At 76.0% G+C, this 15,247-nt stretch carries 11 protein-coding genes; 5 read left to right on the top strand and 6 right to left on the bottom strand.

Annotated elements, in window-relative coordinates; all coding sequences use genetic code 11:
- Positions 1 to 170 precede the first annotated feature (170 nt).
- From ACI79V_RS15155 to ACI79V_RS15135, 5 genes are all read left to right on the top strand, one after another.
- Positions 171 to 836: an ACT domain-containing protein gene (locus ACI79V_RS15155; RefSeq protein WP_456890494.1), complete on the top strand. Its 666-nt coding sequence runs from the start codon at positions 171 to 173 to the stop codon at positions 834 to 836.
- 150 nt (positions 837 to 986) lie between these two features.
- Positions 987 to 1,601, top strand: a complete 615-nt coding sequence (locus ACI79V_RS15150) for a hypothetical protein (protein WP_456890493.1) — start codon at positions 987 to 989, stop codon at positions 1,599 to 1,601.
- A complete protein-coding gene (locus tag ACI79V_RS15145; protein ID WP_456890492.1) occupies positions 1,598 to 3,154 on the top strand; it encodes a hypothetical protein in 1,557 nt (518 codons plus the stop codon). The genes ACI79V_RS15150 and ACI79V_RS15145 overlap by 4 nt, the downstream gene beginning before the upstream one ends.
- A 264-nt stretch (positions 3,155 to 3,418) precedes the next feature.
- A complete protein-coding gene (locus tag ACI79V_RS15140; RefSeq protein WP_456890491.1) occupies positions 3,419 to 4,690 on the top strand; it encodes a nucleotide disphospho-sugar-binding domain-containing protein in 1,272 nt (423 codons plus the stop codon).
- An 832-nt stretch (positions 4,691 to 5,522) separates the two neighbouring features.
- Entirely contained in the window at positions 5,523 to 6,254 is a 732-nt protein-coding gene (locus ACI79V_RS15135) for a class I SAM-dependent DNA methyltransferase (protein WP_456890490.1), read from the top strand.
- Between the two features lie 6 nt (positions 6,255 to 6,260).
- Here ACI79V_RS15135 and ligA read toward each other — a convergent pair whose 3' ends face one another.
- The 6 genes from ligA to ACI79V_RS15105 form a co-directional block, all read right to left on the bottom strand.
- Complete coding sequence (gene ligA, locus ACI79V_RS15130; protein WP_456890489.1) at positions 6,261 to 8,411, bottom strand: NAD-dependent DNA ligase LigA; 2,151 nt, start codon at positions 8,409 to 8,411, stop codon at positions 6,261 to 6,263.
- Positions 8,412 to 8,471: 60 nt separating this feature from the next.
- Complete coding sequence (locus tag ACI79V_RS15125) at positions 8,472 to 9,497, bottom strand: methionine synthase (protein ID WP_456890488.1); 1,026 nt, start codon at positions 9,495 to 9,497, stop codon at positions 8,472 to 8,474.
- Between the two features lie 57 nt (positions 9,498 to 9,554).
- Positions 9,555 to 11,366 (bottom strand): bifunctional metallophosphatase/5'-nucleotidase, encoded by a 1,812-nt coding sequence (locus ACI79V_RS15120; RefSeq protein WP_456890487.1) that lies wholly within the window; start codon positions 11,364 to 11,366, stop codon positions 9,555 to 9,557.
- A gap of 103 nt (positions 11,367 to 11,469) precedes the next feature.
- Positions 11,470 to 12,537, bottom strand: a complete 1,068-nt coding sequence (gene mnmA / locus ACI79V_RS15115) for a tRNA 2-thiouridine(34) synthase MnmA (protein ID WP_456890486.1) — start codon at positions 12,535 to 12,537, stop codon at positions 11,470 to 11,472.
- Positions 12,537 to 13,724, bottom strand: a complete 1,188-nt coding sequence (locus ACI79V_RS15110) for a cysteine desulfurase family protein (RefSeq protein ID WP_456890485.1) — start codon at positions 13,722 to 13,724, stop codon at positions 12,537 to 12,539. Before ACI79V_RS15110 ends, mnmA begins: the two co-directional genes overlap by 1 nt.
- Before the next feature lie 9 nt (positions 13,725 to 13,733).
- Positions 13,734 to 15,116 (bottom strand): MFS transporter, encoded by a 1,383-nt coding sequence (locus tag ACI79V_RS15105; protein ID WP_456890484.1) that lies wholly within the window; start codon positions 15,114 to 15,116, stop codon positions 13,734 to 13,736.
- Positions 15,117 to 15,247: the final 131 nt, after the last annotated feature.

Genomic DNA, 15,247 nt, shown 5'->3' with positions numbered 1-15,247 from the left:
CGGCGCCGTGCCGGCGCCAGGGACGCAACCCGGTCACTGTACGCGGGGGCGGTGGCGCCCCGGCCCGCGGCGGGGGCGGGCTCGACCGGGGGCCGCCCGGTGCGGGAAGCTGCTCCGGCACACCGATCGACGCGGATCGTCTGCCCCTCGACGTCGTCAGCGGAGGAACCGTGTCCTATCTCCTGCGACTGGTCGTCCCCGACCGCCCCGGCCTGCTCGGCGCGGTGGCGACCGCCCTGGGCGACGCGGGGGTCGACATCGTCTCCCTCGACGTGCTGGAGCGCGGCGGTGGCGTGGCCGTCGACGACGTCGTCGTCGACCTGCCGCCCGGCCGGCTGCCCGACAGCCTCATCACCGCCGCGCAGGCGGTGCCCGGCGTGCAGGTCGAGTCCCTGCGGCCCTTCGCCGGCCCGCTCGACACCCACCGCGAGCTCGACCTGCTCGAGGCGCTGGCGCGCTCGGCGGAGGGCACGGCGGTGAAGCTGCTCGCCGCGGAGCTGCCGCGGGTGTTCCACGGCAGCTGGGCGGCGGTGCTGCGCGCACCCGACGGCGCGTGCGAGGTCCTCGCGGCCTCCGACGCCGCCCCGGCCTTCGAGGACCTCGCGCTGCCGTGGCTGCCGCTCACCTCGCCCCGGCTGCTGCCGAGCGAGGACGACTGGCTGCCCGAGCGCTGGCGGGAGATGGCGATCGAGATGATGGCGGCCCCCTTCGGCGACCCGGGCACCGCCGTGGTCCTCGGTCGCTCGGGCGGACCGGCGTTCCGCCGCTCGGAGCTGCTGCGCCTGGCACACCTCACGGGGATCGCGACGACGGTCGCCCACCTGCCGCCGGCCTGAACACTGGCGATGTCGGTCCCGCGGACCGGCGTCCTCGCGGGGGTCGTGGCCACGGTCGCCACCTCCCGCCGACTTGGACCCGGCTCTGAGCTGCGCCTTTCCGGTCCACAGGACTTGATCGACACCCCGCTCGAACGTATGATCGACTACGTGACGGCGGCCTCCTCCCCGGTGCTCGACGCGCCCGCCCCCGCGGTGGGGTGGGCGTCGGGGCCGCTGGGTGCGGTGCAGGCCGCCGACCGGGAGATCGCCCGGCAGACCGCGCTCCGGGCGCGGGCGGTGGCCGCGTTCGCCGCCACCCGTCCCGCCTCCGTCGACCGGCAGCAAGGCTCGCCGGGAGCGATGTCGGCCGACCGGTGGGCGGCCCGGGCCGAGGTACTGCGGCCGGTGAGCGAGTGGGCCACCGACGAGCTGGCCGTGGCGCTTTCGGTGTCGACGCAGGCCGCGCAGCTGCTGGAGCGGTCGTTGACCCTGGTGCACCGGCTGCCGGGCACGCTGGCCGCGCTGGAGGCCGGGGCGCTGCACGTCGGGCACCTGGGCCCGCTGCTGGACAAGGTCGCCCCGATCACCGACGACACCCTGCGCACCACCATCGAGCGGGAGCTGCTGGCCTGGGCCGCCGGGCGGCACACCACCCCGGGGCAGCTGGGCGCCAAGGCCCGCCGGGAGCTGCTCAAGCACACCGCCGCACCGCCGCCGATGACCTGCTGCGCGCGGTGCGGAAGCGCGGGGTGTCGGCCGGTCCGGACCGGGTCGAGGGGATGAGCGTGGTCTCGGCGCTGCTGACCACCCCGGAGGCCGCCGCCCTGCTCGCCGCCCTCGGGGCGTACGCCGACGCGCTGCCCGCCGACGGCCGCAGCCGGGGGCAGAAGATGGCCGACTGCCTGCTGGACCTGGTGCTCCGCCCGGGCGAGTCCGGGCTGCCGCCGGTGCAGGTGACGCTGACCGTGGTCGCTCCGGTCGGGGCGCTGCTGGGCGGGGACGCCGCGTGTGAGGTCGACGGGCAGGTGGTGCCCGCCGAGCTGGTCCGGGCGCTGCTGGCCGCCCTCACCGGTCACCGGGCCGCCGCCGACGCCCCCGCGACCGACATGGAGCCGGCCGACACGGAGCCGGCCGACACGGAGCCGGCCGACACGGAGCCGACCGACACGGAGCCGGCCGACACGGAGCCGGCCGACACGGAGCCGGCCGACACGGAGCCGGCCGACCCGGATCTGACCAAGACGGAGCCGACCGACACGGAGCCGACCGACACGGAGCCGACCGACACGGAGCCGACCGACACGAAGCCGACCGACACGAAGCCGACCGACCCGGAGCCGACCGACCCGGAGCCGACCGACCCGGATCTGACCAAGACAGGGCCGAGCGACCCGGAGCCGACCGATCCGGAGCCGACTGCCACGGACCCGAAGCCGGCCTCCGGCGGGGACGACGTCCTGGGCTGGGAGGCGCGGCAGCAAGCCGAACTGGAGGCCTGGTGGGCGCAGATGGAACGCCGGGTGCTGGCCGGCGAGTTCGACGCCGAACCAGCCCCCTGCTACGTCGACGACGAGCCACCTGACCACCTCTACGGCCCACCACCGGACCCCGGCGACGCCCCGTCACCCTGCACTTCTCCCGACCCTGGCGACGCTGCGTGTCCCGAGGGCTGGTGGGCGCGCGCCGACCGCGCCGTCCACGACGCCAGTGCTGCCCTGCTCGGGCTGGAGCGCGCCCTCGGTCACGCCCGCCGCATGGTGGCCACCGCGCAGCGCGCCGACGCCGCGGACGAGGCCGCCTGGGCACGCAGCGCGGCCGGCCGGGTGAGCGCCGCCCCCGACGCGCTGACCGCGCTCACCGCGGCCACCGACACCGCCCGCGCCGACCTCGCCGCGCTGCTCGCCGCCACCGCCGGGGGCGGGCTGGCCGACCGGCCCCGGATCGCGCTCACCGACGCGGCCGGCGGTGCGCTGCTGGCCCTCACCGACCTGCCCGCCCTGCACCGCGCCGCCCGCACCGGCACCGGGCTCGGCGCCCCTGCCGCCGCCGCCGGCTACCGGCCGAGCGCCGCGCTGGACCGGCACGTCCGCGCCCGCGACCGCCGCTGCCGCTTCCCCGGCTGCCGCCGCCGCGTCCCCCGCGGCGGCGAGCTCGACCACGCGGTTCCCTGGCCGGCCGGCCCCACCACCGCGGCCAACCTCACCGGCTACTGCACCGGCCACCACCGCGGCAAGCACCAGGCCCCCGGCTGGACCCACACCCTCGCCCCCGACGGCACCCTCACCGTCACCACACCCACCGGGCTCACCGCCGCCACCACCCCACCGCCGTACTGAGGCAAATCCTGCCGGTCGCAGGCGCCACCACCCTCGAAGGCGGCCCGTGAGACGTGTGGCGCCTCCCGGCTGGACGGTTCGGTTCCGGCTCCGGCGATGGCCTGAGGTCGCCCCCTCGGGCAAGGCTGTGGAGGGGAGGGAGAGACGGCGACGCGGTCGCGGTGCTCACAGCGCGTGCGCCGACCCCCTGCGCGACGAGCGCCTTCTCAGCCGAGCACCGGGACGGGATGCTGGCGGCCCGCCCCGAGACCAGGACGGTGTGACATGGCACGACGGCATCCCGGCCGGTTCCTCCTGGCAGCGATCGACGGCGGTGGCACCCTGCCGCCGGCCCTGGGGCTCGCGGGCGAACTCGTCCGGCGGGGTCACACCGTGGAGGTCCTGGGTGACCCGACGGCCGAGAAGTCCGCGAGAGCGGCCGGCTGCGGATTCACCACCTGGCCGACTGCGCCGCGCATCGACACGATCGCGGACCAGACGGCGCTGATCCAGGAACTCGAGCGCGGCAACCCGCTGCGCCAGCTCGCCGCCGCGCGGGACCGGATCCTCGTGGGGCCCGCGGCTCGTTTCGCCGACGACGTGGTCGCCGCCGCAGTAGCGCTCCGGGTGGACGCCGTGCTGGCCGACGCCCTCCCCGGGCTGCTCATCGGCGCCCAGGCGACCGCACTGCCCACGGCCGCACTGATGGCGAACGTCTACCTGCGCCCGACCCCCGGGTTGCCCGTGATGCTGTCGGGGTGGATGCCCGGGCGAGGCCCGGTCGGGCGGACCCGGGACGCCCTCATGCGGAGTGCCCTGCGGCTGGTGTCCGCACGGGTCGTGCCCGGCCTCAACGCCGCGCTCGCGGCGCACGAACTCGCCCCGGTGCGGAACACGTTCGAGTTGCTCGACCGCTGTCGTGCGGTGCTCGTGATGACCAGCCCGTCGTTCGACTTCCAGTCGCCGCACATCCCCGCCAACGTCCACTTCGTGGGCCCGCAACTGGACGACCCTGACTGGGCGGCGAACGGTGACTGGCGACCCGAGGGCGGCGACCCGCTGGTGCTGGTCGCGACCAGTTCCGTCTTCCAGGACCAGATCGGCCTGCTGTGCCGTGTGGTCGACGCCTTGGGTCGACTGCCGGTGCGAGGCCTGGTCACCACCGGTCGGGCGGTCGATCCGGTCGACGTCCCCGCCCCCGGCAACGTACGGGTCGTCCGGGCCGCGCCGCACCGGGCGGTCCTCTCCGAGGCCGCCGTCGTCGTGACCCATGCCGGTCACGGCAGCGTGCTCAAGGCGCTGGCGTCGGGGGTGCCGCTGATCTGCATGCCGATGGGCCGGGACCAGAAGGACAACACCCTGCGCGTGCTGCGCATCGGCGCGGGGGTGCGGGTGGCGGAGGACGCCCCCGCGGACCGGGTCGCCGCCGCTGTTCAGCAGGTTCTGGACGATCCCGCCTACCGCACGGCGGCGCGGCGTTTCGCCGACACACTGGCGGAGGAGGCGCGGACCCGTCCGAGTGCGGCCGACCGCGCTGAAGCGCTGCTCCTCGGCTGAGCGGGATCGGCGAGGCCGGCAGGCGGAACCGGACTCACTCCTCCGTCAGTCGATCCCGCGTCCCTCGGTGGGCCGCTCGGGGACACGGGCCGGCGTCGGGGGGAGCTCGTCACCGAGACCCTGCAGCGCTGGTCAGCGCCGCCCTCGATCACCACCGTCCGGCCGTGACGCAGGACGACCGAGCACCGCTCCACCTGCCCAGCGCTGCTGTCCTCGGCGAGCTCGGGCCCTACCTCGGAGCGGTGGGGGCGGTCGCCCTCTTCGGCACCCCTGCCGAGGTCGCCGTCCCGATCACGCGTCGCCTGCGCCGGCGGTCAGGGGTGTCGGCTGCCCCCGGCCTGATGAACCTGCTCAACGGGATCATCGCCCTGGGAGCGGCGCGTCACCTGCGCCGGCATCCGGCGCAGTGGCAGCGATGGAGGCAGGCTGACACTCCACGATGGGCCGTGATCGCGGGCCTCGTCCACCTGACGCTGTCACCTGCGGCAGCAGCCCGCTCGGAGCGGGCCGTGGTCCTCCGTGGACGGTCTCCGCTGTGGGGAGGGTTCGTCTCGCCCATCGGAGTGCTCCAGATCTCGCTGGTGATCGTGGGCCTGTACCGGGCGCGCAGAGCGGGGTCCGCCCAGGCGAGCGGGAGGGCCGAGCAGGACTCCAGCACCGCCCCTGGACCCCCTGGCCCACAGTCCACCGCTGACGGACACGACGAGCAGGGCTCAGGATCTGCCCACCGCCCTCGAACGCGTCACCACCCCACTGCCCCACTGACCTCGGCGACGGGCACGACAGCGGAAACCGGTGGCGCCGGAGCGAGCCCGACCGGCACCGTGGCGCCATGGCCGTCGACCACTTCGCCGGGGCCGTCGCCGAGCGCTACGACGCGGCGTCGGCCGAGATGTTCGACCCGGCGGTGATCGGACCGGCCGTCGACCTGCTCGCCGGCCTCGCCGGCGACGGCGCCGCCCTCGAGCTCGGCATCGGCACCGGCCGCCTGGCGCTGCCGCTGCAGGAGCGCGGTGTCTCCGTGCACGGCATCGACCTGTCGCCGGACATGGTCGCCCGGCTGCGCACCAAGCCCGGCGGGGCGCGGATCCCGGTCACCGTCGGCGACTTCGCGTCCGCGATCGTCGACGACACCTTCACGCTCGTCTACCTGGTCTTCAACACGGTGATGAACCTGACCAGCCAGGACGAGCAGGTCGCCTGCTTCGTCAACGCGGCCCGGCACCTGCGCGCGGGCGGGCACTTCGTCGTCGAGGTCGGCGTCCCCGACCTGCAGCGGCTGCCCCCGGGCGAGCGGGCGCGGCCGTTCCGGCTGTCACCGACCCGGCTCGGCTTCGACGAGTACGACGTGGCCGAGCAGCGGCTGGTCTCGCACCACTACACCGTCACCGACGGGCGCCTGGAGGTCGTCTCGGTGCCGTTCCGCTACGTGTGGCCCGCGGAGCTCGACCTCATGGCGCGCCTGGCCGGCCTCGCCCTCGCGGCCCGCTGGGAGGACTGGCACCGCCGGCCGTTCACGAACGACAGCCGGTCGCACGTCTCGGTCTGGCAGAAGCCCGCCTGACCGGCGTCACTCCCCCGCCGGCTCGCTGCCGCCGCCGATGGTGGCCACCGCGCGGGCGGCCTCGGGGCCCTCGTCGAGCAGCACGCGCAGCCCGTCGTCGTCGAGGATCGGCACCTTCGCCTGGACGGCCTTGTCGTACTTGCTGCCCGGGTCGGCGCCGACGACGACGAAGCCGGTCTTCTTCGACACCGAGCCGGTGACCTTGCCGCCGCGCTCCTGCACCGCGGCGATGGCCTGGTCGCGGGAGAGGTCGCGCAGCGAGCCGGTGATGACCACGGTGGTGCCGGTCAGCGGCCCGGGCGGGGCGTCCTCACCGGCGTCGGCCAGCCGCACCCCGGCCCGCCGCCACTTCTCCACCACCCCCCGGTGCCAGTCGACGGCGAACCAGTCGCGCACCGAGCGGGCGATCGTGGGACCCACGCCGTCGGCCGCGGCCAGCTCCTCCTCCGACGCGGCCGTGATCCGGTCCAGCGAGCGGAAGTCACGGGCCAGCGCCTGGGCGGCGGTCGGCCCCACGTGCCGGATCGACAGCGCCACCAGCACCCGCCACAGCGGGACGTCCTTGCGGGCCTGCAGGTTGGCCAGCAGCCGCTGCCCGTTGGCCGACAGGGTGCCGTCCTTCTTGGTGAAGAAGCTCGTCCGCGACAGCGCCTCCTCGGTGAGGTCGAAGACGTCGCCCTCGTCCTCGAGCAGCCGCTCGGCCAGCAGCGCGATGGCCGCCTCGTAGCCGAGCACCTCGATGTCGAACGCGCCCCGGCCGGCCATGTGGAACACCCGCTCCCGCAGCTGCGCCGGGCAGGACCGGGCGTTGGGGCAGCGGATGTCGGCGTCGCCCTCCTTCTCGTGCCGCAGCTCGGTGCCGCACTCGGGGCAGTGGGTCGGCATCACGAACTCGCGCTCGTCGCCGGTCCGCGCGGCGACCACCGGTCCGAGGATCTCGGGGATGACGTCACCGGCCTTGCGGATGACGACGGTGTCGCCGATGAGGACGCCCTTGCGCTCGACCTCGCTGGCGTTGTGCAGGGTGGCCAGCTGCACGGTGGACCCGGCGACCTTGACCGGCTCCATGTAGCCGAACGGCGTCACCCGGCCGGTGCGCCCGACGTTGACCCGGATGTCGAGGAGCTTGGTGGTCGCCTCCTCCGGCGGGTACTTGAACGCGATGGCCCACCGCGGCGCCCGCGCCGTCGAGCCCAGCCGCCGCTGCAGGGCGACCTGGTCGACCTTGACGACGACGCCGTCGATCTCGTGCTCGACCGAGTGCCGCTGCTCCCGGTAGCGCTCGATGTAGGCCCGCACCGCCTCGAGGTCGTCGACCACCTCGAACCGGTCGCTGACCGGCAGGCCGAGCGCGCGCAGCCGCTCGTAGGCCTCCGACTGCCGCTCGGTCTCGAAGCCGCGGCGGGCGCCGAGGCCGTGCACGACCAGCCGCAGCGGCCGGGAGGCGGTGATCCGCGGGTCCTTCTGCCGCAGTGACCCGGCCGCGGCGTTGCGCGGGTTCGCGAAGGGCGCCTTGCCCTGCTCGACCATGCCGGCGTTGACCTCGGCGAAGCCGCTCACCGGGAAGTAGATCTCGCCGCGGACCTCGATCAGCTCGGGCGGGTCGTCGCCGGTGAGCTGCTGCGGGACGTCGTCCATCGTGCGGACGTTGGCGGTCACGTCCTCGCCCGTCGTCCCGTCACCGCGGGTGGCCGCGCGCACCAGCCGGCCGCGCTCGTACACCAGCGCCACCGCGACGCCGTCGACCTTGAGCTCGCATAGCCACGCCACACCGGCGCCGGCGTCGCGCGCCACCCGGCTCGCCCAGGCCGACAGCTCGTCCCCGTCGAAGACGTTGTCCAGGCTCTGCATCCGCTCCAGGTGCGCGACCGGGGCGAACGTGGCGGTGAACCCGCCGTTGACCTTCTGGCTCGGCGAGTCGGGGGTGACCAGCGCCGGGTGCTCGGCCTCGATGGCCTTGAGCTCGGCCATGAGCTCGTCGTACTGGCCGTCGCTCACCAGCGGCTCGTCGCGCACGTAGTAGGCGAACGCGTAGCGGTCGAGCTCCTCCGAGAGGTCCCGGTGCCGCGTGCGCGCGTCGTCGGGGACCTCGGTGAGGTCCTCCCGGTCGGCGACCGCGGCGACCTGCGGGGTGTCCAGCTCGGCGTCCGTGCTCACGCCGTCGACCGTATCCGCCGGGTACGACGCCGACCCCTGCACTGCCCGATCGGGTGTCGGTCACTCCGGCAGCAGGTACCGGGCCGCCTCGCGGACGTGCGCCATGGCCGCGCGGGCGTACGCGGGGCTCGCCCCGGCCAGGCCGCACGACGGGGTGAGGGTGACCGCCCGGTGCAGGTCGTCGGCGGGGAACCCCAGCTCGCGCCACCAGGCCCGCAGCCGCGAGGCCGTCGCCTTCGGCGCGGGCAGCGGCGCGTCGGTGCCGGGCACGACACCGGCGAACAGCTGGGTGCCGGCCTCCACGGCGGTCCCCAGTGCGTCGAGGTCCTGCACCAGCCCGAGGTCGAACGACAGCGCGGCGGCGCCCGCCGCGCGCAGCAGGTCCAGCGGCGCCCGGTTGACGCAACAGTGCACGACGACCGGCCCGGGGACCGCCGCGACGACGGCGGCCAGCTCGCTCTCGACGTCGGGCGCGTCGACGGAGGGCAGCCGGCCGAACCCGCTCGCCGTCGGCAGGCCGCCCTGCAGCACCGCGGGCAGGGACGGCTCGTCGAGCTGGACGACCACCCGCGCCCCCGGGACACGGGCGGCGACGGCGGCGACGTGCGCGGCGACGCCCTCGGCCAGCGACTGACCCAGGTCGCGCCGGGCGCCGGCGTCGACCACCGCCCGTTCTCCGCGCTCCCGCTCCAGCCCGGCGGCCAGCGTCCAGGGACCGGCGGCCTGCACCTTGAGCGGCCCGCGGTGGTCCCCGGCGACGTCGTGCAGGGCGTCGAGGTCGCGGGCCAGCAGCTCCTGCGCCCGCCGCAGGTCGATGCCGGGGCGCGGCACCAGCCGCCACCCGGCCGGGGTCAGGTCGACGGCGAGGTCGACCAGCAGGGCCGCGCTGCGCCCGATCAGGTCCGCACCCGGACCGCGGGCGGGCAGCTCGGGCAGGTGCGGCAGCTCGGGCAGCTCGCCGAGGACGACCCGCAGCGCCTCGGCCGGGTCGGTCCCGGGCAGGGACCCGACGCCCGAGGCCGGCCCCCACGGTGCGGGGACCGGCCTCGGGTCGGGGTTGGTCTCGGGCTCGGTCGGGGTGGCCACGGCGGCGACGCTAGTACCGCCGCCGCCGCGCCCCGGCCGCCCGGGTGGTGCGGTCGGTCAGATGGCCGTGCCGTGGTTGGCGGCCGGCGGGCTGACCGGGGAGTTGGCCTCGAAGTAGGCCACCAGCGCGTCGACGTCGACCGGTCCGACGGTCAGGCCCGTCCCGCCGGTGAAGGCGGTGAACGAGTCACCGCCCGCGGTGAGGAACGAGTTGGCGACGACGCGGTAGGAGGCGGCCGGGTCGACGGGGACGCCGTCGATGCTGATGGAGGTGTCGACCACCCGCTCGCCGTAGGGCAGGTCGAGGTCGTAGGTGTAGGCGAAGCCCTCGGAGGTACCCAGGACCAGCTGGCTGTTGCGCGGGCCGCCGGGCGCCTGGAACTGCTGCTCCAGCACGTCGTCGATCTGCGCGCCGGTCAGCGTGATCGCGTTGACCGTGTTGCCGAAGGGCTGGACGGCGAACAGCTCACCGAAGGTCACCTCGCCCGCCTCGATGTTCGCGCGGACCCCGCCGGGGTTCATGAACGCCACGACCGGGAAGCCGAACTGCTCCTGCTGCATCGCCTGCAGCTGGGCCTCCGCGACGAGGTTGCCGATGGGCTGCTCGGCGCGGCGCTGGGCCGACACCGAGTTGCCGATGGAGGCGGTCGCCTCGCCGACGACGACGTTGCGGGTCTCGGCGGCGCGGGCGTTCCAGTAGTCGACGATCGACTGCACCTCGGGATCGGCGGCCTCGCGGGTCACCGGCACGTTGGTCGCCGAGTAGGTGGCGGAGCGGACGACGTCGCCGGTGGTGCGGCTGATCGTCAGCCGGATGTCGGTGAGCAGCCGGCCGTAGAAGCCGGCCTGGGTGACCAGCCGGGGCTGGCCGCTCGGGTCGGTGAGCCGGCAGTTGTAGGCGGTGTGGCTGTGCGCGCTGACGATGAGGTCGACCGCCGCGGAGGTGCGGGCGTTGATGTCGACGATGGGGCCGGTAAGGCCGGTGCAGTTGTCCACCGCGGGCGCGGCGTTCGGGTCGGTGACCGCGCCGCCCTCGTGGACCAGCACGCCGATCGCCTCGATGCCCTGGCGCTTCAGCTCCGGCACCCAGCGGTTGACCGCCTCGGCCTCGTCGATGAAGGTCACGTCGGCCACGCCGTCGGGCGAGACGATGGTCGGGGTGGTCTCGGTGACGACGCCGATGAGCGCGATCCGCTGGTCGGCCGGGGTCCGGAACACCTGGTACGGCGGCAGCATCGGCTGGCCGGTCGCCTTGTCGATCACGTTGGCGGCCAGGTACGGGAACTCGGCGCCGTGGAAGGCGTGCTCGCCCTCGCCGAAGCAGCCGTCGACGCCCGGGGTGATGCCCTCGCAGGCGGTCACGTCGTCGCTGAAGGTGCCGTCGGTGGCTCCGGAGACGCGCCGCAGCTCCTCGGTGCCCCGGTCGAACTCGTGGTTGCCCACGGAGGAGACGTCGAGCCCCATGGCGTTGAGCGCCTCGATGGTCGGCTCGTCCTTGTAGACGCTCGACTCGAAGGAGGAGGCGCTGATCAGGTCGCCCGCGCCGACGAAGAACGACGTCGACGGGCCCTGCGTCGTGTCCTTGAACGTCGTCTGCAGCCGCTCGACCGTGGCGGCGACGTGCTGGGCGCCGCCGACCGGGACGGTGACGTCGTCGGCGTTGCCGTAGACGCCGTCGGGGCCGGGCGAGGTGGCCAGCGACCCGTCGGCGCCGCCCTGCGGGGTGATGCGGCCGTGGAAGTCGTTCATCGCCAGCAGCTGGACGGTGACGTCCTTGGGCGCGGCCTGCGCGGCGGCGGGGACGGCCAGCAGACCGGCCGTGGTCGCCACCGCGACGGCGGCGGCCAGGGGGTAGCGCGTTCGGCGCAAGGGGGTCCTCCGGAGGACGTGCGGGGAGTGGCTCGCCGGACACCGTAGGTGACGAACCGTTCCGACACCAGACCTCTCCGGTGACCGTCCGGCGGCGTCCGGGTCAGCCGGCGACGGCCCCCTGGCCCAGCACCAGGTCACCGCGGACCGGGTCGGGCGCGTAGAGGACGGCCGACTGCCCGGGGGCGACGCCGCGCTGAGCCTCCGCGAGCGCGAGCACCAGCCCGCCGTCGGCTCCGGCGCTCACCTCGCAGGCGACCGGCGCCGCGTGCGCCCGCAGCTGCACCTCGGCCCGCAGTGGCAGCCGCGGGGCCGGGCCGGTCCAGGTGGGCGGGCCGGTGCGGACGACGTCGACGCCGGCGAGGTCGGCGGTCCCGACGGTCACCGTGCGCGTGACCGGCTCGATGGACAGCACGTACCGCGGCCGCTGGTCCCCGACGGCGACGCCGAGGCCGCGCCGCTGCCCCACGGTGAACCCGTGGGTGCCCTCGTGCGTGCCCAGGGTGGCGCCCGTGGCGGCGTCGACGACCGGACCCGGCCGCGCGCCCAGCCGCCGGGTGAGGAAGCCGCGGGTGTCGCCGTCGGGGATGAAGCAGATGTCGTGCGAGTCGGGCTTGCCGGCCACGGCGAACCCGCGCTCGGCGGCGAGGGCGCGCACCCGCTCCTTGGTCATCGAGCCCAGGGGGAACACCGCCCCGGCCAGCTGCCCCGCGGTGAGCACCCCGAGCACGTAGGACTGGTCCTTGGCCGCGTCCACCGAGCGGCGCAGCTGCCCGTCCTCGAGCCGCGCGTGGTGGCCGGTGACGACCGCGTCGAAGCCCAGCGCCCGCGCCCGGTCGAGCACCGCGGTGAACTTGATCCGCTCGTTGCAGCGCAGGCACGGGTTGGGCGTGCGGCCGGCCGCGTACCCGGCGACGAAGTCGTCGACGACGTCCTCGGTGAACCGCTCGGCGAGGTCCCAGACGTAGAACGGGATGCCCAGCTCGTCGGCGACCCGGCGGGCGTCGTGGGCGTCCTCGACGCTGCAGCAGCCGCGGGCGCCGCTGCGCAGCGTCTGCCGGTCCGGCGAGAGCGCCAGGTGCACGCCGGTGACGTCGTGGCCGGCGTCGACGGCCAGCGCGGCGGCGACGGCGGAGTCCACTCCCCCGCTCATCGCGGCGAGGACGCGCACTACCGCCCCAGCCCGGCGCGGCGGGCGCGCTCTACCACGGGCGCGATCACGGCCAGCAGCGCGTCGACGTCGGCGTCGGTGCTCGTCGAGCCGAGGCTGAACCGCAGCGAGCTGCGCGCCCGGCCGGCCTCCGCCCCGATGGCGGTGAGCACGTGGCTGGGCCGCGCGACGCCGGCGCTGCAGGCCGAGCCGGTCGAGCACTCGATGCCGCGGGCGTCGAGCAGCATGAGCAGCGCATCGCCCTCGGCGCCGGGGAAGGACAGGTGGGCGTTGCCCGGCAGCCGGCCGGGCTCCCCGGCGACGACGTCGTCCAGCGGGGCGCCGTTGAGCTGCGCGTCGGGGACCTGCTCGAGCACGCCGGCCACCAGCCGGTCGCGCAGCACCGTGAGCCGCGCGGCCCGCTCGGGCCGGGAGCGCACGGCCGTGGTGGCCGCGACGGCGAGGCCCACGATGGCCGGGACGTCGAGGGTGCCCGAGCGGACGTCGCGCTCCTGGCCGCCGCCGTGCAGCAGCGGCATGCACTCGGCGTCGCGCCGCAGCAGCAGCGCCCCGGCGCCCATCGGCCCGCCCAGCTTGTGCCCGGTCACGGTGAGCGCGTCGACGCCGCTGGCGGCGAAGTCGACCGGCACCTGGCCCACCGCCTGGACCGCGTCGGTGTGCAGCGGCACGCCCACGCCGTGCGCCACGTCGGCCAGGGCGGCGACGTCGCTGACCGTGCCGATCTCGTTGTTGGCCCACATCACGCTGGCCACCGCGACGTCGGAGCCGTCGCCGAGCGCCTCGGCCAGCGCCCCGGGCGTGACCCGCCCGGTCGGCTCCAGGCGCACCCAGGTGACCTCGGCGCCGTCGTGCTTGGCCAGCCACTCGGCGCTGTCGAGGACGGCGTGGTGCTCGGCCGGGCTGACCACCAGCCGGCGGCGCCGCGAGTCGGCCTCCCGCCGCGCCCAGTACAGGCCCTTGACCGCCAGGTTGTCGCTCTCGGTGCCCCCGCCGGTGAACAGCACCTCCGACGGGCGGGCACCCAGCGCCTCGGCCAGCCGCTCGCGGGACTGCTCGGCGGCCCGGCGCGCGGCGCGGCCGCTGGCGTGCAGCGACGAGGCGTTGCCCACCCGGCCCCACTGCTCGGTCACGGCGGCGAGCACCTCGGGGAGCACCGGCGTGGTGGCCGCGTGGTCGAGGTAGGTCACCGGCCCAGGTTAGTCGCGCACGACGGACCTGCCCGGTCGAGCGACCGTGCGCCCGGCCACCCGGGCGCCCAGCAGCGCCGGGAGGGTCAGCACGGCGACCGCCGCGAGCACCGCGGGCCACAGCGGGCCGCCGGCGTCGGCGGCGCCGGCCACCAGGACGCCCGAGAGCCCGATGCACAGCGCCGACGCGGTCACGTCGGAGATCTGCAGGGCGGCCGAGTTGGCCCCCCGCTCGGCCTCCGGCGACTGGTCGAGCAGCAGCACCCCGACGCTCGGCATGCCCAGGCCCATGCCGACCCCCGCCAGCGCCCACGTCAGGTACGCCGGCCACCCGCCCAGCGCGGGGACGGCGATCGTCGCCGTGGCGGCCAGGCCCGTCGCCACCACCAGGCACCCGAGCCGGAGCACCCGCTGGCGCGGGACGTCCGGTCGCCGCCCCTGCAGCTGGGCGGCGACGACCCAGCCCACGGCGCCGGCGGTCAGCGGCAGCCCGGCGGTGGCCGCGCTCCACCCGTGCTGCTCGGTCAGGACGAACGGGAGCAGGGCGTCCATGCCGAAGAAGGCACCGGCCAGCAGGCCGCGCGCGGCGACGACGGCCGGGATGCCGGGGCGGGCCCGGACGGTGCCGCGCGGCAGCAGCCGGCGCAGCGCGGCGGCCAGGCCGGCCGCCGCGAGGACGGCGATGCCGACGGCGGGCAGGTCCAGCCGCTGCGCGGCGTACTGCAGCGCGGCGATGCCGCCGCCGGCCAGCAGCGCCCACGCCACCCGGCCGTACCCGCGCGGGGCCGCCGGACCGCCGGCGGGCGCCTCGCCGGGACCGGCGGTGAGCAGCAGCGCGAGGCCGGCCGCGACGAGCGGCACCAGCCCCAGGAAGACCGCCCGCCAGCCGACCGAGGTGGTCACCAGCCCGGCGGCCAGCGGCCCGACGAGCGCCGGCAGCACCCAGCCTGCCGCGAAGGCACCGAAGAGGCGGGGGCGCAGCCGGGAGGAGTAGGCCTGTCCGGCGACGACGTAGAGCAGCACGATGACCACGCCGGCCCCGAGCCCCTGCACGGCGCGGCCGAGGACGAGGACGGCCATGTGCTGGGCGAGGCCGGCGACCAGGAGGCCGGTGGCGAACACCAGCACGCCGGCGAGGACGCCCGGTCCCGGTGGCCGCCGGTCCCCCACCTCGCCGCCGAGGACCATCCCGACGACCGAGGCGACCAGGAAGGCGCTGAAGGGCCACGCGTACCAGGCGACGCCGTCGAGCTCGGCGACCGCGCGCGGCATCGCCGTCCCGACGGCCATCGCCTCGAAGGCGACCAGGGTGACGAGGGTCAGCAGGCCGATCGTCGTCCGCCGGTGGGCGGCGTCCCAGATGCTCGCCCGCTCCGGCTCCCGCCCGTCCACGTCCGCCCGTCCTCGGTCTCGGTCCCTGGAACGGGGGGGGGGGGGGGGGGGGGGGGGGGGGGGGGGGGGGGGGGGGGGGGGGGGGGGGGGGGGGGGGGGGGGGGGGGTCGGGGGGGGGGGGGGGGGGGGGG

The sequence above is a fragment of the Geodermatophilus sp. SYSU D00700 genome (assembly GCF_054050255.1).
This window is presented reverse-complemented; position numbering and strand designations above follow the sequence as displayed.